Here is a 22,129-nt window from a genome sequence, read left to right as displayed (position 1 = left end):
GGCGGTTCCCCGGAGGTTCGGGCCGCAAAGGCGTAAAAATACCGCCTGGCGCGGCCCGAACCTCCGGGGAACCGCCGTCAGGGCGCGGGTGAGATGCCCCCTTCAAAGATTTATAATTCCCTGCGGTTCCTCCCGGTTTTGCTTGCAGAATCGGGAGGAACCGCAGGGCGTTGCTTTCCTGCAGCAAGTCGGAATTTCCTTGAGGTGACTTTCATATGCTGACCGTGGAAGAGGCCCTCGAGCTCATACTCGGGGAGATAAGGCCCATGGGGCTTGAGAGGGCGGAGCTGCTCTCGGCGCTCGGCCGCGTTGCGGGCGAGGACATAAGGGCGGAGAGGCCCAACCCTCCCTGGGACAACTCCGCCATGGACGGCTATGCGCTGCGGGCCGGCGATACGGCCGGGGCCTGTGAAGAGAGTCCCGCCGTGCTCGAGGTCGCGGGCGACGTGCCAGCAGGAAGCGTCTTCCGCGGCGAGCTCGCCGAGGGGCAGGCCGTGCGCATAATGACGGGCGCGCCGCTCCCGGCCGGGGCCAACGCCGTCGTCATGGTGGAACATACCGAGAGGATGGGCGAGCGCGAGGTGGCCGTCAAGAGGCCGGTGCGCACGGGAGAGAACGTCAGGCGCCGCGGCGAGGACTTCGCCGAGGGCGACGTCGTAGTACCGGCCGGCACGGTGCTCACCTCCCGCCACGTCTCCATGCTCGCCACCGTAGGCCGTCCATACGTGAGCGTCTTCCAGCGCCCCCGCGTGGCCGTGCTCTCGACGGGCGACGAGCTCGTCGAGATCGACGAGCCGCTCGGCGAGGGGAAGATATCGAACAGCAACGGCTATACCCTCACGGCCCAGGTCATCGAGTGCGGCTGCCTGCCCGTGAACCTCGGCATCGCCCGCGACAGGAAGGACAGCCTCGAAGAAAAACTCCGCGCCGCCGCATCGGCCGACTGCATAATAAGCTCTGGCGGCGTCTCGGTGGGCGACTACGACCTCGTAAAGGACGTGCTCGCCGAGCTCGGCTCGGAGATGAAATTCTGGAAGGTGGCCATGAAGCCCGGCAAGCCCCTCGCCTTCGGCACGATAGGCGGCCGTCCGGCCTTCGGCCTCCCCGGAAACCCCGTTTCCTCGTTCATGGCCTTCGAGCAGTTCGTGCGGCCCGCGCTGCTGAAGATGTCGGGCCATGCCGCCCTGTCGAGGAGGACGGTGCGGGCCAGGCTCACAAGGGACGTGAAGAAGAAGCGCGGAAGGACCAATTTCCTGCGGGCCGTCGTCAGCTACGGCGAGGACGGCTACGCGGCGACACCGCTGGAGGGACAGGGCTCTGGCATGATATCGACGATGGTGAAGGCCAACGCCCTCGTCGTCGTCCCCAGTGACGCCGAATCCCTGGAGGCGGGGTCGCTCGTGGACGTACAGATGCTCGACGGCGGCTCTTGAGAAGGCCCCGCCGTCTCTGCGGAGAGGACCCCGCGAAAAGGAGATTCCTGAATGTTCAAGGTAGTGGAATGGGAGGATGACGGTGTGGTCATGATAGACCAGCGGCTTCTGCCGGGCCGCGAGGTCTACCGCACCTACAGGGACCACAGGGGGGTTGCCAGGGCCATAAAGGAGATGGTCGTCAGAGGGGCCCCCGCCATAGGTGTTGCCGCGGCCATGGGTGCGGCCCTGGGCGCATCGAAGGTGAGGACGTCGAACCTCTCCGTCTTCAGGGAGAAGTTCGCCGCCATAGCGCAGCTTCTCGCCTCGACGAGGCCGACGGCCGTGAACCTCTTCTGGGCCATCGAGCGCATGAGGGGGGTGGTGGACTCCTTCGATGGCGACGACGTGGCCGCGCTCAAGGCAAGGCTCGTCGACGAGGCCCTGAGGATACACGACGAGGACATAGAGCGCAACCGTTCCATAGGCCGCCACGGCGGAGCGCTGCTGGCCGACGGCATGACGGTTCTCACCCACTGCAACGCCGGGGCGCTGGCCACCGCCGGCTACGGCACGGCCCTGGGCGTGGTGCGCGGCGCCGTGGAGGCGGGCAAGAGGATACGGGTCTTCGCCGACGAGACGCGCCCCTTCCTCCAGGGCTCGCGCCTTACGGCCTGGGAGCTCATGAAGGACGGCATAGACGTTACGCTCATTACCGACAACATGGCGGGCTGGATGATGAGCAGGGGCGAGATCGACGCCGTCGTCGTCGGCGCCGACCGCATAGCCGCAAACGGCGACGTGGCAAACAAGATAGGCACCTACACGGTGGCCGTGCTGGCCAGAACCCACAGGATACCCTTTTACGTGGCGGCGCCCACCTCGACGATAGACCTCGCCGCCGCAGAAGGCGCCGACATACCCATAGAGGAGCGCGACCCCTCGGAGGTGACCCGCGTAGGCTCGAAGACGGTAGCCCCCGAAGGCGTAAAGGTGCGCAACCCGGCCTTCGACGTCACGCCCAACCGGCTGGTGACGGCCGTAATAACCGAGAACGGCGTGGCGCGAAGACCGTTCAGGAGCTCTCTCAAGGCCATGTGCCGCAGGGGAAAGGAGCCACGATGACCTTCACCGACTTCATCGTCGTCATAATCGCCTTCGTGCTCATCATGCTCCTCTACACCTACGCCGACCGCTACATAAGGCGACTCAAGGCCGATACGGTCAGAAGCATAAACTGGATAGGCTTCACCATAGCCGCCGCCGGCGGCATCGCCTGGTACTGGAGCGATCACCCCTTCTTCATGCTCGTAACCTTCGTGGGCATCATCATCTACTTCCTCTTCTACAGTTACGACCGGATGGAAGAGGAGGAGAAGAAGCGGGAAAAGGAACGCCGCCACGGCGGCGAAGACGAGGAGGAGAAGGAAGAGAACCGGTGAACGAACGGCGGCGCCGAATAGCCGCCGGAAAGGAGATGAACCATGAAGTGGAGATGCACCGTGTGCGGCTACGTCCACGAAGGCGACGAGCCGCCCGAAAGATGCCCCGTCTGCGGGGCCCCGGCCGAGAAGTTCGAGAAGGTGAACGAGTAACCCACCACCCCAAAAAAGCCTCCACCTTCTCTAAAGGAAATCCTGATTAATTACTCTGGGGGAAACTTTCTGTAGAAAGTTTCCCCCAGACCCCCTTCAAAGACTTTCAATACGACTTGGTTTCCCCTGTTTTGCATAGCAAAACAGGGGAAACCAAGTCGCGTTGAAAGTTTTTGGAGGGAGTCTGAGGGAACCTTTTTACAAAAAGGTTCCCTCAGTGCAATTTAATGAGGATTTCTTTAGTGGTGGGTTTGTATCAGGCGCTTTGTTTCACCAGTCTGTCGAGCATTTTCACGAGGCTTATGCGCATTCTGTTGAGCGAGGCTGACAGTTCGCGTATTTCCAGGAGGCCGGAGGTGGATATTTCTTTTTTGAGGTTGCCCGTGCTCATCGACTCGGCGGCGTCTATGAGGTCGCGCACCGGTCTTGTGACTCCCATTCTGATGATGAAAATACCGGCTACGGTCATCAGCACTCCGAGCACCACCGCCAGTATCTGGACCTTGAGGATGAGGCCGATCTTGCGTTCGGCCTCGGCCTGGAAGAGGAAGACGGCCCTGTCCATGGCGTTCATGAGGGGGACGTTTTTGGCTATGACGAAGTCGACGGCGTAGCGGTCCTTGCCGTCGCTGTCGAGGACCTTCCTCGTATGCTCCTTGAAGGGCCGCCACAGCTCGACGACCCTTTCGAGCTGGGCCCTTATGACGTCCGTTCCCGCCGGCGGGGTCTGGCGGAAGCGGGTCATCTCGAGGTTTATGGGGGCGGGACCGCCGTCCTTGAGGGCGAAGAGTCCCGTCTCGAAGACCCTCATGGTGGTGAGGATCTCTTCGCGGAGTTTTTCGAGGCCCTGGTTGCGGCCTCTTTCGGTCATGTTGGCGAAGATGAGGACGTCTTTGCTCAGTTTCTGGGTGAGCATGCGCTGGATGCCAGAGACGTTGACGAGAAGGCCGTCGTCGCGCTGGGTCCTCGTGACCACTATGGTCGTGGCGAGCACGGCCGCCAGCAGCACTATGAAGAGGGCGAAGCCCGCCACGATTCTGCCGAGGATGGTGTTGAACATGTCTTTCTTCTCCTCCCGCTGGCGCGTCCGCGTAGCCGGCGGTCGGCGCCATGGGTCTCCGGCCGCTTCCGGCGCCCCTTGTGCCGCGGCCTGCGTCAGCTCCAGCTCTCTATGATCCTGCCGGCTTCCGAGACGAAGCGCCGCCTGTCGGCCGCCTCGACCTCCTCTGCGAGGAGCTCGACCAGCCGGGAAAGACCGCTGAGCGAAGCCCTCTCCCTGTCGAGCCACTCCTTTACGCACTCCCTTACGACGATGACCGCCGCGGGCCCTATGTAGCGGCAGAGCAGGTCCTGGAGTCCGCTTATGGGGAAGCTCAGCGGCCCGGCCATTACCTGCTCCACCGAAGCCCCGGCCTTCTTCTTCGTGGCCTGGGCCTGCGCGGATATGACCCTTCGCAGCTCGGCGGCGGCCAGTTTCGTCGATACCTCCACCGATGGAAGCGTTGCGCCGGAGTTGCAGAAGACGTTGAGGTAGAGGCCCCCGCTCACGCTGCGACTCACGACGAGCCTGCTGTCGAAGGCGAATACGAGCTGGCTCGGTTCGGCGTCCAGTCCCATGGTCTTCGAGCCGACGAAGGCCTGGGAGATCATCTCGCCCAGGCGCGCCGCGTCCTCGGCGTCGAGGCCGTCCATGGGCGTCTGTACCACCGGCGCCTTGCCGTCGTGGAGTACGGCGCCGAAGACGCCGTCGACATGGGTGAGTCCCTCGAGTATCTCTTTCACGGCCTGCTTATTCCGCTTCCTCTCTCACCGGCGACCCGGGCCTTGACCTCCCGGCCCGTGCCGTCGGCGCCGCAGTGTCCAGCCTTCTCTCAAGGCGCGGCGTCCGGGACGCCTCAGGCGCGGGCGCAGGTGCGCAGTATGCTCGATATCTCGGCCTTGATCAGCGCAAGGGAGCTGTCCGCCGTGATGGATACGGCCAGGTAGAAGGACTTGAGGTTCATTATGAGGATCCTGCCCCGGCCGGCCGTGTCGACGCATATGAAGTCCATGCGGCCTGCGCCGAGTATGTCCCTTATCCTCGTGCCGAGGTTCGCCAGGAACGAGGTTATCGACGAGAGCTCGTCGCCCCTGGACTCCTCGGCGCACTTTATCACCTCGCCAGAGTGACGCATCAGAAGCGCCGCCCTTACGCCCCTTACGCCCTCGATGGCGGAGAGTATGGTGCGCACCCGGCTGCGCCCGTCGGAAGGGGCGGCCTCGCCCGCGGCAAGGCTCGCCCGCGCGGCCGTCCTGATTGCCGTTGTCACGTCGTCCTTCAACTTCGTGGCCTCGGTGAGCACGAAGCCGATGGGCTTGTTCATGGTCTTGCGGTTTATGGGGTGCCAGCTTAGTTCCCTGAAGCTCTCGGGCTCCCATGACAGGCACCGGTAGAGCGCCCCCTCGCCGGACTCCCAGCTCGACTGGGCATGGACTATGTTGCCGTTCTCTATGTAGAGAAACCCCTTCTCGCCCTTGTGCTCCACCTCGAGAATCATGTTCTTCTTGGTCCTCGACATGAGATCGAGGTAGTTGCGCAGGTTGATGTGGGTGACCTTGCCCATCTGACTTCGCCTTCCGAATCCCAGAGACGGTGTGGTGTGAGGGGGGAGAGCCGCCGCGCCGGCGCGGCCGGTCTCGGAGTATCCTTGTGATGCGATATTTTATACCTCCACCTCTTCATTGGCAAGCCATTTTTTCAAGGCCGGCGCTGCCGCCGGCCTTGGGGAGAAAGATTTTCCGCTATTCGAGGTTGCTATTGCGCCGCCGGTCTGGTATCATGCCTATTATTTAGGCAGAGGAGGATGTGGCGGTAGTTGTCGCTGGAGGAGAACATACTCGAGGGGCTGGCCGAGGGGCTGGTGGCCGTCGACGCCGAGGGGCGGGTGACGGTCTTCAACCAGGCGGCCGAGAAGATGGCCGGGGTCTCGAGGTCCCAGGTGATGGGCCGCACGGTGGCCGGGGCGCTGGAGGGGTGGTGCTGGATCGACGAGATCCTGGCCGCGGCCCTGAGAGAGGGGCGCTGTCTGACGGGGCGCGAGGGCGAGCTCGTGCGCAGGCGCGGCGGTGTGGTTCCCGTGTCGGTGACTACGAGCCAGGTCATAGACGAAGAGGGGAGGGTCTGCGGAGCGTCGGCGCTCATAAAAGACCTTTCCGGCAAGAAGGGCCTCGAGGAGGAGACGCTTCGCCGCGATAGGCTTGCGCACCTGGGCGCCTTCGCCCTCAACATGGCGCACGAGATAAAGAACCCGCTCGGCGGCATCAGGGGGGCGGCGCAACTGCTCTCGCGCAAGGTCGACGCCGCGCTCTCGGACTACACGGACCTTATCGTGAGGGAGTCGGACAGGCTCTCGCGCATCCTCGACGAGGTGCTCGACTTCGCCAGGCCCCGCGAGCCCGACTTACGGCCCATGAACGTCCACAAGGTCCTCGACTCGGTGCTCCTCATAGTCGAGGGGCTGGGGCGCGGTGAGGAGGGGGAGGAACCGCCCTTCAGGATCGTGAAGGAGTACGACCCGAGCCTGCCGGAGGTGCTGGGCGACGAGAAACTTCTGGTCCAGGTCTTCCTCAATCTCGTAAAGAACGCCGTGGAGGCGGTCGGCGACGATGGCGAGGTGAGGGTCGTAACCCGCATGGTCACCGACTTCCACCTGCTCGAGGAGGGCTCCGGCGACGCGCGGGTGGCTGTCGATATAATCGACAACGGCTGCGGCATAGCGGCCGACGACATAGAGAAGATATTCACCCCCTTCTACACCACGAAGAGCGGAGGCAGCGGGCTGGGCATGGCCATATCCTTCCGCATCGTAAAGGAGCACGGCGGGTTCTTCAGGATCGAATCGGCAAGGGGCGGCGGCACGAAGGTGACGGTCTGCCTGCCGGAGGCGTGCGCGTCGGAATGAGCGGCAGGAAGAAGGGACGGGTTCTCATAGCGGACGACGACGAGGGGATCGTCTGGGTGCTGCGCGAGCTGCTCGAGGGCAAGGGCCTGGACGTTGTCACCGCCGGCGACGGCGAGAGGGCGGCGGCGATGCTGAGGCAGGGCGGAGTGGACCTTGCGATCCTCGACATCAGGATGCCCGGCAAGGACGGCCTCAGCGTGCTCAGGGAGACCGACTGCGACGGGGCGGTGGTCATCATGACCGCCGAGTCGACGATGAAGAACACCATGGAGGCCATCCGCCGGGGGGCCTTCGATTACATCACCAAGCCCTTCGACACCGACGAGGTCGAGATCATTGTGGACAGGGCCCTCGAGAGCGTGAGGCTGCGCAGGGAGGTGAGCAGCCTCAAGGACAGGCTCAAGCAGCGGCTCTCCGACGAGACGACCTACATAGGCCGCAGCCGCGCCGTACAGGGCGTATTCAAGACCGTGGCCAAGGTGGCCCCGCAGGACGTGACGGTGCTCATCCAGGGCGAGAGCGGCACGGGCAAGGAGCTTCTGGCCAGGATAATCCACGCCAACAGCCCGCGCTGCGACGGACCCTTCGTGGCCGTCAACTCGGCGGCCATCCCGCGCGAGCTCATGGAGAGCGAGCTCTTCGGCGCGGAGCGCGGGGCCTACACGGGCGCCACCGAGAGGCGCAAGGGCAAGTTCGAGCTCGCCGACGGCGGCACCATCTTCCTCGACGAGATCGGCGACATGAGCCTCGGCCTCCAGGCGAGGCTTCTGCGCGCCATACAGGAGCGCGAGTTCTACAGGGTGGGCGGCACCGCGCCGGTGCGCGTGGACGTGAGAATAGTGGCCGCCACCAATCACGACCTCGAGGAGGCCGTGCGCCGCGGCACCTTCAGGGAAGACCTGCTCTACAGGCTCAACGTCGTGACCGTGACGCTTCCCCCGCTTCGAAGGCGCAAGGGCGACATACCGCTGCTGTGCGAGTACTTCCTCGACAAGTTCGCCCGCCAGTCGTCGGTTGAGCGAAAGCGCCTCTCCGAGGACGCCGTGGCGGAGCTGGAGAAGTACCGCTGGCCCGGCAACGTGCGCGAGCTCGAGAACGTGCTGCGCAGGGCCGTGCTCCTCAGCCCCTCCGTCGTCATCTCGGCCGACGAGCTCGCCCTCCCGCAAAGACGCAACGCCGGCGAGTCGCTGGAGGACGTCATCACAAGACGCCTCGAACCGCTCATCGAGAAGACCCCTTTGCAGGGCGGCCAGGACCTCTACGACATGATCATACCATTCATGGAGCGTCCCCTCATAAAACTCGTGCTGAGGAAGACGGGCGGCAACCAGGTGAAAGCCGCCGAGCTCCTGGGCATCAACCGCAATACGCTGCGCAAGAAAGTCAAGGAACTCAAGATCGACCTGAAGAAGATAAAAAGCGGGTGAACGTTAAAGAAACTCTGACTGATTACCCTGGGGGAAACTTTCTGTAGAAAGTTTCCCCCAGACCCCCTTCAAAGACTTTCGATGCGAGTTGGTTTCACCTGTTTTGCGCAGCAAAAGAGGTGAAACCAACTCGCGTCAAAAGTTTTTGGAGGGAGTCTGAGGGAAACTTTTTACAAAAGGGTTCCCTCAGTGCAATAAATCGGAGCTTCCCTAAAGTTTTTCCACCTTTCGGCGATATGGAGTCAATATCGCTTGAGGGGCTTGAGCGGTCCGCGGCCCTGTATTCCCATACATCGCTCGCACGTGCCGGGCTCCGTTCTTGCCGGGTGGAGCCTTTCATCCAATGGATATCGTTACTGACGTCATCGCTGACACAAGGCGCGGTGGCGTGTCGGGCGGGCTCTACGCCCTCGTCGACACGTCATACGTCGGTCCCGCGGAGATGGAGCGGGTGGCCGAGGAGCTGCTCGAGGGCGGCGCATCGGTCCTCCAGCTCAGGGCCAAGGGACTCGGCGCAGCCGACATGCTTGCCAGGGCATGGACGCTTCGCAGGATAACGGCCCTGTACAACGTCCCCTTCATCGTCAACGACAGGGTCGACGTGGCGCTTCTGTGCGGCGCCGACGGCGTGCACCTGGGGCAGGACGACCTCCCGCTCGTCGAGGCCCGAAGGCTGATGGGCGGCGGCGCCGTCATCGGCGTCTCCACCCACTGCGTCGAGGAGGCGAGACGGGCCGCTTCGGATGGCGCCGACTACGTCGCGTTCGGACCCATCTACCCGACGCGCTCCAAGGAGGACGCCCACAGGCCGAAGGGAGCCGCCGGGCTCGCCGCCGTCGCCGCAAGCGTGGACATACCGGTCACGGCCATAGGGGGCATCACCTCCGAGTCGGTGGCCGAGCTCATCGAAAAAGGGGCCTCATCGGTGGCGATCATCTCGGACTTGCTCCAGGCGCCGGACATACGTTCAAGAACCGAGCGCATCGTCGGCATCATAGAATCCGTCCAGAGGGGCGGAGGCGGCTGAGAAAGTCGCTTCCGGCACCGGAGAGAGCGAACCCTCCCATGGATACCCTTTCGACATCGAGCAGCCTGAAGAACATCGAGACGCCGAGGATACTCGTCGTCGAGGACAACCTCACTCTTGCGGCCGTCTACAGGGATATCCTCTCGTCCATGGGCTTCGAGATCAGGCACGACGTGAGCGGTGAGGAGGCGCTCGACACCGTCAAGAGCTGGGAGCCCGATCTCGTGGTTCTCGACCTCATGCTGCCCGGCATAAACGGCACCGAGGTCTGCGAGGCCGTGAGGAGGCTGGAGCTGCGGCGGCGGCCGGCCATCATCGTCGTCTCGAGCACGAGCAACAAGAAGACCATAGTCGAGGCCCTCACCAGGGGCGCCGACGACTACGTCTCCAAGCCCGTCGACGAGCTCGAGTTCGTGGCCCGTATAAACGCCCAACTGCGGATCTGCGACTTCCACCGCGAGCTCGAGGACGACAAGCGCAACCTCGAGGAGATACTGGCCATATCGAGGGCCGTCAACGCCACGCTCGACTCCCAGCAGATACTCTCCACCATAGTGCGGAAGGTGGCCGACGTGGTCAACGCCGTGCGCTGCTCCATCGTGCTCATAGCGAAATACAACGAGGGCTACGTGCTCGTCACCAACGACGACCCCGAGGTGAGTGATCTGAAGATCGACCTGCGGCGCTACCCGGAGATACGCACCGCCGTGGACACCAAGCGCACCATCGTGGTCGACGACCTGGCCAAGGACCCGCTCATGGAGCACGTGAGGGAGTATGTGCGGGGGTGCGAGGCGATGAGCGCCCTCGTGGTGCCCATCATAATCGGCGACGAGGTGCTCGGCACGCTCTTCCTCAAGACCAACAAGCGCTGCCACGGCTTCTCGGACAAGGAGATACAGTTCTGCGAGATCGTGGCCAACAACTCCTACCACGCCATAAAGAACGCCAGGCTCTTCGAGAGGGTCTTCGAGGAGAAGGAGCACTTGAGGCTGCTGGCCATAACCGACCAGCTCACCACGCTCTACAACCACACCTTCTTCTACAAGCGGCTGGACGAGGAGTTCGACAGGGCCGAGCGCTACGGCACGTCCTTCTCTCTCATCATGACCGATATCGACGACTTCAAGCAGATAAACGACAAGTACGGCCACCGCACGGGGGACCTGGTCCTCAAGCGCATAGCCATGCTCCTCAAGGACAACATCCGCAAGACCGACATCATCGCCCGCTACGGCGGCGAGGAGTTCGCCGTCATCCTCCCCCACACGGACCTGCAGGGCGCCATGGACGAGGCCGAGAGGCTTCGGGCCGTGGTGGACGAGAGCTCGCGGGCGGGGCTCCTTCCCAACCACATCGAGGAACACGTCACCATAAGCCTCGGCATAGGGTCCTATCCGACCGAAGGCGTGGTCATGGACAACGGCGACGACCTCGTCAACATGGCCGACAAGGCGCTCTACGAAGCCAAACGCTCGGGCAAGAACTGCGTGAGGGTGGGGAACTGAGGGCGGCGGCCTTTCTGCCGAGGGGACCGGCCCCATGGGGCCGGTCCCCTCGGCTCGCGTCTGCGCAGCGGCGAAAGGCTCCCTCGGGGGGACTCACTTTCCGGCCACGCCGTCGATCTTTATGGCGCAGAGGCTTCCGCACATGGAGCAGGTCTCGTCGTCGTCCTGCGGGCTCGCCTCTCTCACGGCCGCCGCCCGTTCCGGGTCTAAGGCGAGCTCTATCTGGGCCTTCCAGTCCAGCGCCTTTCTCGCCCGGGCCATCTTTATGTCGCGGTCCACGGCGCCCCACACGCCCTTGGCTATGTCGCCGGCGTGCGCCGCTATCCGCGAGGCGATGACCCCTTCGCGCACGTCCTCGACGGTTGGGAGCCTGAGGTGTTCCGACGGAGTGACGTAGCAGAGGAAGTCGGCGCCCCTGGCGGCGGCGAGGGCGCCTCCTATGGCGCCGGTTATGTGGTCGTAGCCCGGGGCGATGTCCGTCACCAGCGGGCCGAGCACGTAGAACGGCGCGCCGCGGCAGAGCCGTTTCTGAAGGAGCATGTTCGTCTCTATCTGGTCGAGCGGCACGTGGCCGGGACCCTCGATCATGACCTGCACGCCCGCCTCATAGGCCCGCTGGGCGAGCTCGCCGAGGGTGGTGAGCTCCTCGATCTGGCCGCGGTCGGTGGCGTCGGCGAGACAGCCGGGCCGCAGCCCGTCCCCGAGGCTTAAGACCATGTCGCAGCGCCTTGCGATGTCGATGAGCCTGTCGAAGTGCTCGTAGAGGGGGTTTTCGCGCCTGTTGCGCCTCATCCACTCGGCCATGAGCGCTCCGCCGCGGCTCACTATGCCGAGGATGCGTCCCTCGCGCTCTATCCTGTCGAGCGCCGCGGCGGTGACGCCGCAGTGGACGGTCACGAAGTCCACGCCGTCGTCGGCGTGGCGCTCTATCATCTCGAAGATCTCTTCGGCGTCGAGCTCGACGAAGCTCTTGCGCCGAAGCTTCGCCTCCAGGGCCGCCTGGTAGATGGGCACCGTGCCCACGGGCACGGGGGACTCGTCGAGCACGGCGCGGCGTATCTCGTCTACGGGCCCGCCGGTCGAGAGGTCCATGACGGCGTCGGCGCCGGCCTCGACGGCGGCGCGCAGCTTGGCGAGTTCCTCGGCCACGTCGCAACGGTCCTGGGAGCTGCCGATGTTGGCGTTGACCTTGGTGCGAAGCCCGCGGCCCACGGCCAGGCCCTCGATCCGGCGCTTAGTGTTTCTCGTTATGACGGCCGTGCCGTCGGCCACGGCCATGCGCAGGAACTCGGGGCTCAGCCCCTCCTTTTGCGCGGCCCTTTCGATGTCGGCCGTGGTCCTGCCGGCCCGGGCCTCTTCCAGTCTCGTCATGGGTGCTACCTATCCTCCCTGTCCTTTCACGGCTTCGACCAAGGCGGCGGCGCTTCGTTCCATGTCGTCACCCGCCAGCACGGCGGAGATGACGGCCACACCGTCGGCTCCGGCCGCTATCACGTCGGCGGCGTTCTCCGGCTTCACTCCGCCGATGGCGAAGACCGGTATCCCCACAAGCCTTCGGGCCTGTGCGAGCACCGCCGTGCCGAGGGGCTCTCCGTACGCCGCCTTCGAAGGTGTATGGTATATGGGGCCGAGGGTCACGAAGTCGGCGCCCTGGGCCCTGGCCTCAACGGCCTCGTCGACGCTGTGGGTGGAGACGCCTATGAGGGCGTCTTCGTGGAGGTGGGCCCTCGCCTGGCTGGGCGAGAAGGAGCCGCGACCGAGGTGCACGCCGTCGGCGCGGCTCAGGAGCGCCACGTCGAGGCGGTCGTTTACGAGCAGCCTCGCCTCGTAGCGCTCGGTGAGGCGCCGCAGCTCGCAGGCGAGCTCGAGGAGCTCGCGGCCCGTGAGGTCCTTTTCCCTGAGCTGGACGAGCCTCACCCCTCCCTTCAGGGCCTTCTCCACGGCCTCTACGAGTCCGCCGCCATGGCGGACGAGCTTTCTGTCGGTTACGAGATAGACCCTCATGGAGACGTCGAGCATGGTCACCTCCTCGTCCAGAGTCTCTTCCTCGCTATTATCAGGGCGGCGCCGGCGGCGGCGGCGATGCTGACGACCTGGGCGGCCCGCAGCGGCCCGAGCATGAGGCTGTCGGCCCTGAAGTGCTCCACGAAGAACCTCCCCGTCGAATAGAGGAGCACGTAGCTTGCGAAGACGAAGCCGTCGCGGTGGTCGCGTTTTCTGAGTACGAACCAGAGGAGGCAGAAGACGGCGAGGTTTATGACCATTTCGTAGAGCATGGTCGGGTGGAGCGGTATGCCGGGGAACTGGCGTCCCGCGATGCTGCTCTCCGGGAAGACCACGCCCCAGGGCATGTCGGTCGGTCTGCCGTGGGCGTCGCCGTTCATGAAGTTGCCGAAGCGGCCGAAGGCCTGCCCCAGTATTATGGCCGGCGCCGCCGCGTCGGCCATGGCCCAGAACCTCACGCCGCGGCTCCTGAGATAGTACCAGGCCGCCGATATGCCGCCGAGAAGTCCCCCGTGGATGGCCAGGCCGCCGTGCCATATGGCCGGTATCTCCGAGGGGTTGGCGCCGTAGTAGCTCCAGTTGAAGAGGACGTAGTAGATGCGCGCGCCGACGATGCCTCCGAGCACGGTCCACATGATGAAGTTCATCACGTCGTCGTCGGCGAGGCCCAGGCCCTTGCGCGCCGCCTCCGACCTTATGAGGCGGCTTCCCACCACGATGGCCACCACGTACATGAGGCCGTAAAAACGTATCTGCACGGGGCCGAAGTCGAAGAGTACGGGATGCAAGTCGTATCCTCTCCCCTCAGGTCCCGACGACCCCTTCGAGGGGGCTCGACGCCGTGGCGTAGAGCTTCTTCGGTATCCTTCCGGCCTCGAAGGCGAGTCTTCCGGCCTCGACGGCGAGCCGCATGGCCCGCGCCATCTTCACCGGGTCGCCGGCGCCCGCTATTCCCGTGTTCATGAGCACGCCGTCACAGCCGAGTTCCATGGCCTCCGAGGCGTCGGAGGCCGTGCCCACGCCGGCGTCCACTATGACCGGCACCTTCACGGTCTCCAGTATGATCCGTATGTTGTAGGGATTGCGTATGCCGAGACCCGACCCTATGGGCGCCGCCAGCGGCATGACGGCGGCGCAGCCGACCTCTTCGAGCTTTTTGGCCATGACGGGATCGTCGCTCGTATAGGGGAGCACGGTAAAATCCTCCTTCACGAGGATGCGCGCCGCCTCGAGCAGCGCCTCGTTGTCGGGAAAGAGGGTCTTTTCGTCGCCTATGACCTCGAGCTTCACCAGGTCCGTCTCCAGGGCCTCGCGCGCAAGCCTTGCGGTGCGCACCGCCTCGTCGGCCGTGTAGCAGGCCGCCGTGTTGGGCAGCAGCGTGTACCTGTCGGTGTCGATGTGATCGAGAAGGCTCTCTTCGCTCCTGTCGAGGTTCACGCGCCTTACGGCGACGGTCACGACCTCGGCGCCCGAGGCGGCGAGGGCCTGCTTCATCTGATCGTTGTCCGCGTACTTGCCCGTGCCGACCATGAGCCGGCTCCCGAACTCGTAGCTCCCTATCTTCAACGTATCGCCCACTTGGTTGCACCTCCTTGGTTGGCCGTTCCCTTCAACGGCGGGACCCTTGTGATGCGGCCCGCCCCGCGGGTCGGAGCGGGCGGGAAGAGAGCTCCGCCCTCGTCCCCGCGGCAGGCGCTCAGCCGCCGCCGACCATGCGCACTATCTCCACGGCGTCGCCCTCGCGGAGCACCGTCGTGCGGTGGGCGCTGCGTGGTACGACCTCGCCGTTGAGGTCCACGGCTATGCCTCTCGCCTTCACGGCGAGCTCTTCGAGGAGCCCGGCCACGGTGGTCCCCTCGGCCGTCTCCCGCTCTTCTCCGTTGACTCTTATCTTCATGGTCCCGGAGCAGCTCCGTTCGGTCTCGGTTCGGTCTTGTCTCACCGCGGGTCCGCGCCCCTTTTTCAAGAAGGCACCGCCGGCGCTAAAAGTAGAGGTCCCGCTTGCCGGCCTCGATCTCCTCGAGCCTTCGAAGCAGCTCCTCCTTGAAGGGCCCCTCCCCCATGCCGTCGAGACCCTCGCGGAGTGTCTTCTCCAGCAGGTGGCCCTCGCCGTTCGTCCCGTGTTCGACCACGTATTCCTTGAGGGTCAGGATGGCGTTGGCCCGGCAGAACTCTTTCATCGCCCCCGAGCCGGTCATCTCGCCGAAGCGCTCTCCCGTGCGTCCCGCGCGGTAGCAGCTCGTGCACAGACTCGGCAGGCAGCCGTCGGCGGCCACCGAGGCGATGACCTCGTGGAGCGGGCGGTCGTCCCTCGTCGAGAACTGGCTGAGCGTCGTATCATCGCCCGCCGTGTAGCCGCCGGGGTCGGTGCGCGAGGCGGCGCTTATCTGCGAGGCGCCGCAGCGAAGCAGCCTGCTTCGAAGACGCGGGCTCTCGCGGGTGGAGACGACCACGCCCGCCGTGGGCACGCTGAGCCTGTATACGGCCGTTATCTTTTCAAGGTCCCGGTCACTTACGGGGCTAGGCGCTTCCCGCAGCGGCGCGCCCCGTGCGGCGTTGAGCCTCGGCACCGAGATGGTGTGGGCGTGGGCGCCGTAGCGGTCGTGGAGGTGGCGTGAGTGGGCGATGGCGGCCAGCACGTCGAAGCGGTGGTCGTAGAGACCGAGCAGCGCCCCTATGCCGAGGTCGTCGAAGCCGGCCTCGGCGGCCCGGTCCATGGCATGGAGGCGGCGGCGGTAGTCGCTCTTGGCGCCGCGGGGGTGCATCCGTCTGTAGGTCGGCTCGTGGTAGGTCTCCTGGAAGCACTGGTACACGCCCGCCCCGGCCGCCTTGAGCGCCCGGAAGTCGTCGGCCTCCATGGGGGCGGCGTTGACGTGCACGATCCTCACCTCCGTCTTCTCGTATATGGCCCTTATGCATCGGATGATGTAGTCGGTGTCGCTGCGGCCGTCCTCGCCGGTGACGAGGAGCACCCGCCTCAGTCCCATGGCGGCGAGGGCGGCCGCCTCGGCCGCGGCCTGCTCAGGGGTGAGGGCCTTTCTGCCGAGCGCCCTGTTGGGGCTTCTGAAGCCGCAGTAGAGGCAGGCGTTGGAGCAGCGGTTCGACAGGTAGAGCGGCGCAAAGAGCACGACCCGCGTGCCGAAGACACGGCGCTTGAGCTCGTCGGCCGCCGCCGTGATCTCGGCGATGAGCGCCTCGTCCTCGGCGCACAGTAGCAGGGCAGCCTCCTCCAAGGCGAGGCCGCGGCCCCCGGCCGCCTTGGCGAGGACGGCCCTTACCGTCCCGGCTTCGGCGCCCTCCGCCCCCTCGATTATGGAGTGGATACGCTCTTCGTCGATGGCGAACATCGCCGGCCACCTCGTGGTCATGTGCGGGGTCTGTCCTTACGCCCACGAAAAAAAGCCGCCTCGAAGAGGCGGCTTTGCGCTTACATCGCTTGTTACGGCACCCGGTGAGCCCGGGCCCTGTACGTAACGTAAAGCACCGCTTCCCTTCGCCGGCATTATCCGGATCAGGTTCCAGGGTCTCCCGGCCTCCTGCGCGGAGCCGGGACTCTCAGCCTCGCAGGGCTCCCCTAGCGTTTCAGTCTATAAGGATAGCAACGGCGAGCCGGCAAGTCAAGAGAATTGAGGCGCCTACGTTTTGACAGGGGGCGCGGCCTGGGGCATAATATTTGATCCCAAGAGGCGGCGCCCTCGCGCCGTAATTATTATGGAGAGGGAGGTCATGTCATGAAGAGAGTGGCGGTTCCCCTTGCGCCGGGGTTCGAGGAGGTCGAGGCGCTGACGGTCGTCGATATCCTGAGGAGGGCAGGCGCCGAGGTGGTGATGGCCGGTACGGTCGACGGTCCCATAGAGGGGAGAAACGGCATAAGGGTCCTGGCCGATACGTCCCTGGACGCAGTGAGCGGCGAGACGTTCGACGCGATCTTCCTGCCCGGCGGGGTCGCGGGCACTAAAAACCTGAGAGAGGACGCCCGTGTCGGCGCCATGCTGCGACGGCACGCCGACGCGGGGGCGCTGGTGGCGGCCATCTGCGCCGCTCCCACGGTGCTCGCCGCTGCGGGCGTCATAAGGGGAAGGACCGTAACGTGCCATCCCTCGGTGGCCGGCGAGCTGAGAGGCGAAAGACTCTGCGACGAGCGCGTCAAGGTAGACGGCACGCTCGTTACGAGCCGAGGCCCCGGTACGGCCATGGAGATGGCCTTCAGGCTCACCGCCATCCTCCTCGGCGAGGCCAGGGCCGCGGAGGTCAACAGGGGAGTCCTCGCCAGGCTGTGAAGAACGCCCTCGCCCTGTGGCAGTCTCCCCTTTTTTACGTGCATCACGTACAAATAAGATTTGACAGGTCTCTTTTTTGCTGGTACACTGGAGATTGAGTGAGAGCGTCAGCCATCATGAAACAATAAGTTTATTGACATAGTCATCTCGCGCAAAGGGTTCGCGGCGTTCTCGAATCTCCCTTTAGGTGCTTATCCGATTGGCCTCGGCCGGCGGTGAGCCGGCGCTCGTGCGACGCTTCAAGCGGACTATAACTCTGTGAAAGATTCGACCCGTTCAAGAGATGACAGCCTGTGCAGCATCCTCAGGGCCATCTCCGAGATAACCGCCCTTGTCGTAAGGGGGGCCGACAGAAAAGGTTTTCTCGAGGAGACCTGCCGCATACTCGTCGACCGGTGCCGCTGCAAGGCGGCCTGGATAGGCCTTTACGAGAATGGCGACATAAAACCCGTAGCCTACCACGGCCAGAGCGGCGAGTTCCTTTCCAGCGAAAACATAGAGGTCGTCGACGGCGACCGCGCCTGCTCCCATCCTGTGGCCAGGGCCGTCATCTGCGGCGGGCCGGTCGAGCACAACCGCCATTGCCGTTCCGGCGGCGACGAAGATGCCCCGCCCCAGGACCCCAACTGTTTCGGCGGCGTGGCGCTGCCTCTCTTCGTGAGGGGGAAGGTGAGCGGAGTTGTCTGTCTCTGCTCCAGGGAGGATAGGCCCTTTTCCAAGGAAGATATAGAACAGCTCGGCGAGCTTGCCGAGATCGTGAGCGGCACGCTCCAGCACCTGAGCGAGGCCGACGAGCGCGCCGCCGCCGAGAAGGCCCTGCGCCAGAGCGTGGAGAACTTCAGGGCCCTGGCCGAGAACGCCAACGACGGCATCATCATCATCGACGGTGCCGGCCTGACCCTCTACGCCAACAGGCGGGCGGCGACGGTGACGGGTCGCACCGTGGCCGAGCTGGAAGACAGGGACATCGAAGAGCTCATAAGGCCCGTCGAAGGGGGAGGGCTCAAGCAGCGGCTGCTGGCCGCGCCGGGCGGGGCCGGGCCGTTCGAGATATCCTTTACGCGGAAGGACGGCTCCCGGGCCGTGGCAGAGGTGTCGACGGCTCCCACGACGTGGCGCGAGAACGACGCCACCATGGTCATCATCCGCGACATCACCGAGCGCAAGGAGACGGAGCGCGAGAAGGAGCTCATCCATGCCCAGCTCGTCCAGGCCCAGAAGATGGAGGGCATCTGGCGGCTGGCCTCGGCCATAACCCACGACTTCAACAACCTGCTCACCACCATCATCGGCTATACCGAACTGGCCATGGCCCAGATCGGCGAGGACGGGCCGGCCGCCTCGGACCTCGCCATGGTCATGGAGGCGTCGAACCGGGCCGCGGAGCTGACCCGCCAGCTCCTGCTCTTCAGCCGCAAGCACTCGACGAGCCACTCGAGCCTGGATCCAGGGACGACCATCGAGACGATGGAGAAGATGCTGCGCCGTCTCATGGGGGCCAACATCGAGTTCTCCGTCGAGGTCCCGCCGGAGCTCTGGCAGATAAACGGCGACGAGCGCAAGATAGAGCAGGTGCTCATGAACCTGGCGGTCAACGCCAAGGACGCCATGCCCGAGGGCGGCACATTGCGGCTGAGGGCCGAAAACCTCTACCTCGACAGGAACAGGTGCCGCTTCTTCCCGGAGGCGAGGCCGGGAAGGTACGTGTGCATAACCGTCGAGGACACGGGCATCGGCATGGACAGGGAGACGGTGGAGCACATCTTCGAGCCCTTCTTCACCACCAAGTCCGACGAGAAGGGCACGGGCCTGGGGCTCTCCGTCGTCTACGGCATAATGAAGGAGCATGGAGGCTGGGTCGATGTGGCGAGCCGTCCCGGAGGGGGCACCATCTTCAGGCTCTACTTCCCGGCGAGGGCCGAGCGCAGGAGCGCGGGAACGAGGGAAGGGGGGCGCCGCAGCGAACTCGCGGGACTTCGGGGCAACGGCGAATGCGTCCTCCTCGTGGAAGACGAGGAGAGCGTGAGGAACTATACGGCCAAGGCCCTGAGGGAGAACGGCTACAGGGTCCTGGCGGTCTCGAAGGCCTCCGAGGCCGCCGACGCCTTCGACCGCGACGACGAACTCTTCGACCTCGTCCTCAGCGACGTGGTCCTGCCGGACATGACGGGACTTGAGCTCGTCGAAGAACTCTCCAGCAAGAGACCGGGCATAGGCATCCTCCTTACAAGCGGATACTCGGCGACCAGCGAGCCGAGTCTCATCGCCATGGAGAAGAAAGGCTACAGCTTCCTGGCCAAGCCCTTCACGCTCCCCAAGCTGCTCAAGGCCGTCAAGGACTCCCTCGACCCCAGGGTGAAATAGCCTTTTTCGACCGTTGTCCCTCGGACTCCCTCCAAAAGCTCTTAACGCGAGTCGGTTTCCCCCTGTCTTGCCTGGCAAGACAGGGGGAAACCGACTCGTATTGAAAGTCTTTGGAAGGGGTCCGGGGAAACCTTTCTTCAGAAAGGTTTCCCCGGGGGAACCCTACAGGGCGAGTTCGGCCTCTTCGAGTCTCCTTATTTCGTCTCTCAGCTCGGCGGCCCGTTCGAACTCGAGTCTCGACGCCGCCTCGTTCATCTCGCGGCGCAGCTCCTTGATGCGGGCCGGTATCTCGTGGGGGGGCACCTCGTAGGACGCCGTCTCCTCCGAGGCAGCGGGGACGGTGTAGTAGTCTTCCTCGTAGATGGAGCTCAGCACGTCCTTTATGGAGCTTCTGATCGTCTCTGGCGTTATGCCGTGCTCCTCGTTGTAGCGGGCCTGGATGCGCCGGCGCCGCTCGGTCTCGTCGATGGCGGCCTTCATGGAGCCCGTGACGGTGTCGGCGTACATGACGACCTTGCCGGATACGTTGCGGGCCGCCCGTCCGCAGGTCTGGATGAGCGAGGTCTCGGAGCGCAGGAAGCCTTCCTTGTCGGCGTCGAAGACGGCCACTAACGAGACTTCCGGCAGGTCGAGCCCCTCCCTGAGCAGGTTTATGCCCACCAGCACGTCGAAGTCGCCGAGCCTCAAGCCCCGTATTATCTCCACCCTTTCGAGCGTGTCTATGTCTGAGTGGAGGTACTTGACCCTCACGCCGAGCTCGGCGTAGTAGGAGGTCAGGTCCTCGGCCATGCGTTTGGTCAGGGTTGTGACGAGGACACGCTCGCCGCGCTCCACGCGCCTTCGTATCTCTCCGAGCAGGTCGTCCACCTGGTTTGCGGCGGGCCGCACCTCTATCTCCGGGTCCATGAGGCCCGTGGGGCGTATTATCTGCTCCACCACGGCGCCCCGGGCCTTTGCGAGCTCGTATTCGCCGGGGGTTGCCGACACGTATACGACCTGTCCCGTTCTGGCCTCGAACTCGTCGAAGCGGAGCGGACGGTTGTCGAGGGCCGAGGGGAGGCGGAAGCCGTACTCGACGAGCGTGGTCTTGCGCGAGCGGTCGCCGTGGTACATGCCGCCTATCTGGGGCACCGATATGTGACTCTCGTCTATGAAGAGGAGGAAGTCGTCGGGGAAGTAGTCAATGAGGGTGTACGGCGGCTCGCCGGGAGCGCGGCCCGTTATGTGGCGCGAGTAGTTCTCGATGCCCGAGCAGTAGCCCATCTCCTCGAGAAGCTCCAGGTCGAACTGGGTGCGCTGCTCGAGGCGCTGGGCCTCGACGAGCCTGTTCTCGGCCTTGAGCTGCGCAAGCCTTGCGCGCAGCTCGTCGCGTATGTCGTCTATGGCCCGCTTGAGGTTGTCGCGGGTGGTTACGAAGAGGCTCGCGGGGTGGACGAGCGCCTTCTCGAGCCTCCTCACAGGCCGGCCGCGCATGGGGTCGATCTCGGAGATGCGCTCCACCTCGTCGCCGAAGAACTCCAGGCGCAGGGCCGTCTCGGTCTCGTAGGCAGGGAAGACCTCGACCACGTCGCCGCGCACGCGGAAGGTGCCCCTGTGGAAGTCCGTGTCGTTGCGCTTGTACTGCATCTCCACCAGACGGCGCAGCACCGTGTCACGGCCGATCTCCATCCCCTTCTCCACGTAGAGGTGCATGGCCCCGTAGTCGGCCGGCGAGCCTATGCCGTAGATGCACGAGACCGAGGCGACGACGATGACGTCGCGGCGGGTGAGCAGCGAGTGGGTGGCCGAGTGGCGCAGCTTGTCGATCTCTTCGTTTATGGACGAGTCCTTCTCGATGTAGGTGTCGGTCGTCGGTATGTAGGCCTCGGGCTGGTAGTAGTCGTAGTACGAAACGAAGTATTCGACGGCGTTGTGGGGGAAGAGCTCGCGCAGTTCGGCGAAGAGCTGGGCCGCAAGCGTCTTGTTGGGCGCCATGACGAGCGCCGGCCTGCCGGCGGCCTCGATGACCTTGGCCATGGTGAAGGTCTTGCCCGATCCCGTCACGCCGAGAAGCACCTGGTGACGGCGGCCGTCGTCGAGACCCCTGAGCAGCGCCTCTATGGCCGCCGGCTGATCCCCCCTGGGCGTGAAGTCGGTGACCATCCTGAAGGGAGCCCTTGCCCCTGCTGTCGTCTTTTTCATGGTCGATGACCGGCGATTCTTATAGTTCACCCTTCCTTCAAGACAAGATTTCCCACTCCCCCTGGGACCGTCGTCTCCGTGGCGCCCGCGCCGGGCGGGGTCTCTTTACGCCTTTGCGGTCCGAACCCGCCGGCCGCCGCTGCGTAACGAACGACAAGGGGTTGGCGGAAAGGCGGGCCGCTACCCTCGAAGACGAATTTCCCCAGAAAACATTATAACCCATCCCGGCCGCCGGGCCAAGGACGGGTTTAGGGAAACTATGATTAATTGCACTGAGGGAACCTTTTTGTAAAAAGGTTCCCTCAGACTCCCTCCAAAAACTTTGGTAATGGCTAACCAAATCGGACCAAATCATGTAAAATGGTTTGGTCGTGAGACGTTGCACCGAGT

The 22,129-nt window shown here is 64.5% G+C and carries 20 protein-coding genes and 1 riboswitch; of the genes, 10 read left to right on the top strand and 10 right to left on the bottom strand.

Annotated features, from left to right (window positions below; all coding sequences use genetic code 11):
- The first annotated feature begins 215 nt into the window (after positions 1-215).
- Genes ENJ37_05430 through ENJ37_05415 form a run of 4 tightly spaced genes read left to right on the top strand, consistent with a single transcriptional unit; the run spans position 216 to position 3,007 of the window.
- Positions 216-1,433, top strand: coding sequence for a molybdopterin molybdenumtransferase MoeA (locus ENJ37_05430; GenBank protein HHL39928.1), 1,218 nt, complete (start codon positions 216-218; stop codon positions 1,431-1,433).
- 51 nt (positions 1,434-1,484) lie between these two features.
- Positions 1,485-2,537 (top strand): S-methyl-5-thioribose-1-phosphate isomerase, encoded by a 1,053-nt coding sequence (mtnA, locus tag ENJ37_05425; protein ID HHL39927.1) that lies wholly within the window; start codon positions 1,485-1,487, stop codon positions 2,535-2,537.
- Entirely contained in the window at positions 2,534-2,854 is a 321-nt protein-coding gene (locus tag ENJ37_05420) for a hypothetical protein (GenBank protein HHL39926.1), read from the top strand. Before mtnA ends, ENJ37_05420 begins: the two co-directional genes overlap by 4 nt.
- 42 nt (positions 2,855-2,896) lie before the next feature.
- A complete protein-coding gene (locus ENJ37_05415) occupies positions 2,897-3,007 on the top strand; it encodes a rubredoxin (protein ID HHL39925.1) in 111 nt (36 codons plus the stop codon).
- Positions 3,008-3,263: 256 nt separating this feature from the next.
- Here the strand turns inward: ENJ37_05415 and ENJ37_05410 are convergent, their stop codons facing one another.
- The 3 genes from ENJ37_05410 to ENJ37_05400 form a co-directional block, all read right to left on the bottom strand.
- On the bottom strand, positions 3,264-4,067 hold the full coding sequence (locus tag ENJ37_05410; protein HHL39924.1) for a HAMP domain-containing protein: 804 nt from the start codon (positions 4,065-4,067) through the stop codon (positions 3,264-3,266).
- Positions 4,068-4,162: 95 nt separating this feature from the next.
- A complete protein-coding gene (locus ENJ37_05405; protein HHL39923.1) occupies positions 4,163-4,789 on the bottom strand; it encodes a hypothetical protein in 627 nt (208 codons plus the stop codon).
- Between the two features lie 113 nt (positions 4,790-4,902).
- The gene (locus ENJ37_05400; GenBank protein HHL39922.1) at positions 4,903-5,610 is read right to left on the bottom strand and encodes a DUF4388 domain-containing protein; all 708 of its coding nucleotides are present in this window, start codon (positions 5,608-5,610) and stop codon (positions 4,903-4,905) included.
- A 252-nt stretch (positions 5,611-5,862) separates the two neighbouring features.
- Between ENJ37_05400 and ENJ37_05395 the strand changes: the two genes are divergently transcribed.
- The 4 genes from ENJ37_05395 to ENJ37_05380 all read left to right on the top strand — a co-directional run bounded on the left by ENJ37_05395 (position 5,863) and on the right by ENJ37_05380 (position 10,910).
- The gene (locus tag ENJ37_05395; GenBank protein HHL39921.1) at positions 5,863-6,948 is read left to right on the top strand and encodes a PAS domain S-box protein; all 1,086 of its coding nucleotides are present in this window, start codon (positions 5,863-5,865) and stop codon (positions 6,946-6,948) included.
- Complete coding sequence (locus ENJ37_05390; GenBank protein ID HHL39920.1) at positions 6,945-8,375, top strand: sigma-54-dependent Fis family transcriptional regulator; 1,431 nt, start codon at positions 6,945-6,947, stop codon at positions 8,373-8,375. The genes ENJ37_05395 and ENJ37_05390 overlap by 4 nt, the downstream gene beginning before the upstream one ends.
- A 343-nt stretch (positions 8,376-8,718) precedes the next feature.
- Complete coding sequence (gene thiE / locus ENJ37_05385; protein HHL39919.1) at positions 8,719-9,402, top strand: thiamine phosphate synthase; 684 nt, start codon at positions 8,719-8,721, stop codon at positions 9,400-9,402.
- A 38-nt stretch (positions 9,403-9,440) separates the two neighbouring features.
- Positions 9,441-10,910: a diguanylate cyclase gene (locus ENJ37_05380; GenBank protein HHL39918.1), complete on the top strand. Its 1,470-nt coding sequence runs from the start codon at positions 9,441-9,443 to the stop codon at positions 10,908-10,910.
- Between the two features lie 93 nt (positions 10,911-11,003).
- Here the strand turns inward: ENJ37_05380 and thiC are convergent, their stop codons facing one another.
- The 6 genes from thiC to hydG all read right to left on the bottom strand — a co-directional run bounded on the left by thiC (position 11,004) and on the right by hydG (position 16,282).
- Entirely contained in the window at positions 11,004-12,281 is a 1,278-nt protein-coding gene (thiC, locus tag ENJ37_05375; GenBank protein ID HHL39917.1) for a phosphomethylpyrimidine synthase ThiC, read from the bottom strand.
- A 9-nt stretch (positions 12,282-12,290) separates the two neighbouring features.
- Positions 12,291-12,929 carry a thiamine phosphate synthase gene (thiE, locus tag ENJ37_05370; GenBank protein HHL39916.1) on the bottom strand — a complete coding sequence of 213 codons (639 nt, stop codon included), beginning with the start codon at positions 12,927-12,929 and terminating at the stop codon, positions 12,291-12,293.
- A gap of 2 nt (positions 12,930-12,931) precedes the next feature.
- Positions 12,932-13,702 (bottom strand): prolipoprotein diacylglyceryl transferase, encoded by a 771-nt coding sequence (gene lgt / locus ENJ37_05365; GenBank protein HHL39915.1) that lies wholly within the window; start codon positions 13,700-13,702, stop codon positions 12,932-12,934.
- A gap of 16 nt (positions 13,703-13,718) precedes the next feature.
- Entirely contained in the window at positions 13,719-14,444 is a 726-nt protein-coding gene (locus ENJ37_05360) for a thiazole synthase (GenBank protein HHL39914.1), read from the bottom strand.
- A gap of 166 nt (positions 14,445-14,610) precedes the next feature.
- A complete protein-coding gene (thiS, locus tag ENJ37_05355; protein ID HHL39913.1) occupies positions 14,611-14,811 on the bottom strand; it encodes a sulfur carrier protein ThiS in 201 nt (66 codons plus the stop codon).
- Between the two features lie 85 nt (positions 14,812-14,896).
- Positions 14,897-16,282 carry a [FeFe] hydrogenase H-cluster radical SAM maturase HydG gene (gene hydG, locus ENJ37_05350; GenBank protein HHL39912.1) on the bottom strand — a complete coding sequence of 462 codons (1,386 nt, stop codon included), beginning with the start codon at positions 16,280-16,282 and terminating at the stop codon, positions 14,897-14,899.
- A 103-nt stretch (positions 16,283-16,385) separates the two neighbouring features.
- Positions 16,386-16,500: riboswitch (TPP riboswitch) on the bottom strand.
- A 145-nt stretch (positions 16,501-16,645) separates the two neighbouring features.
- Here hydG and ENJ37_05345 point away from each other — a divergent pair.
- Positions 16,646-17,194 carry a DJ-1/PfpI family protein gene (locus ENJ37_05345; protein HHL39911.1) on the top strand — a complete coding sequence of 183 codons (549 nt, stop codon included), beginning with the start codon at positions 16,646-16,648 and terminating at the stop codon, positions 17,192-17,194.
- 258 nt (positions 17,195-17,452) lie between these two features.
- A complete protein-coding gene (locus tag ENJ37_05340) occupies positions 17,453-19,558 on the top strand; it encodes a PAS domain S-box protein (GenBank protein ID HHL39910.1) in 2,106 nt (701 codons plus the stop codon).
- A 162-nt stretch (positions 19,559-19,720) separates the two neighbouring features.
- Here ENJ37_05340 and uvrB read toward each other — a convergent pair whose 3' ends face one another.
- Entirely contained in the window at positions 19,721-21,739 is a 2,019-nt protein-coding gene (gene uvrB / locus ENJ37_05335) for an excinuclease ABC subunit UvrB (protein HHL39909.1), read from the bottom strand.
- Between the last annotated feature and the right edge of the window lie 390 nt (positions 21,740-22,129).

This window comes from Deltaproteobacteria bacterium, from assembly GCA_011375175.1.
Taxonomy (GTDB): Bacteria; Desulfobacterota; GWC2-55-46; order GWC2-55-46; family DRME01; genus DRME01.
This window is presented reverse-complemented; position numbering and strand designations above follow the sequence as displayed.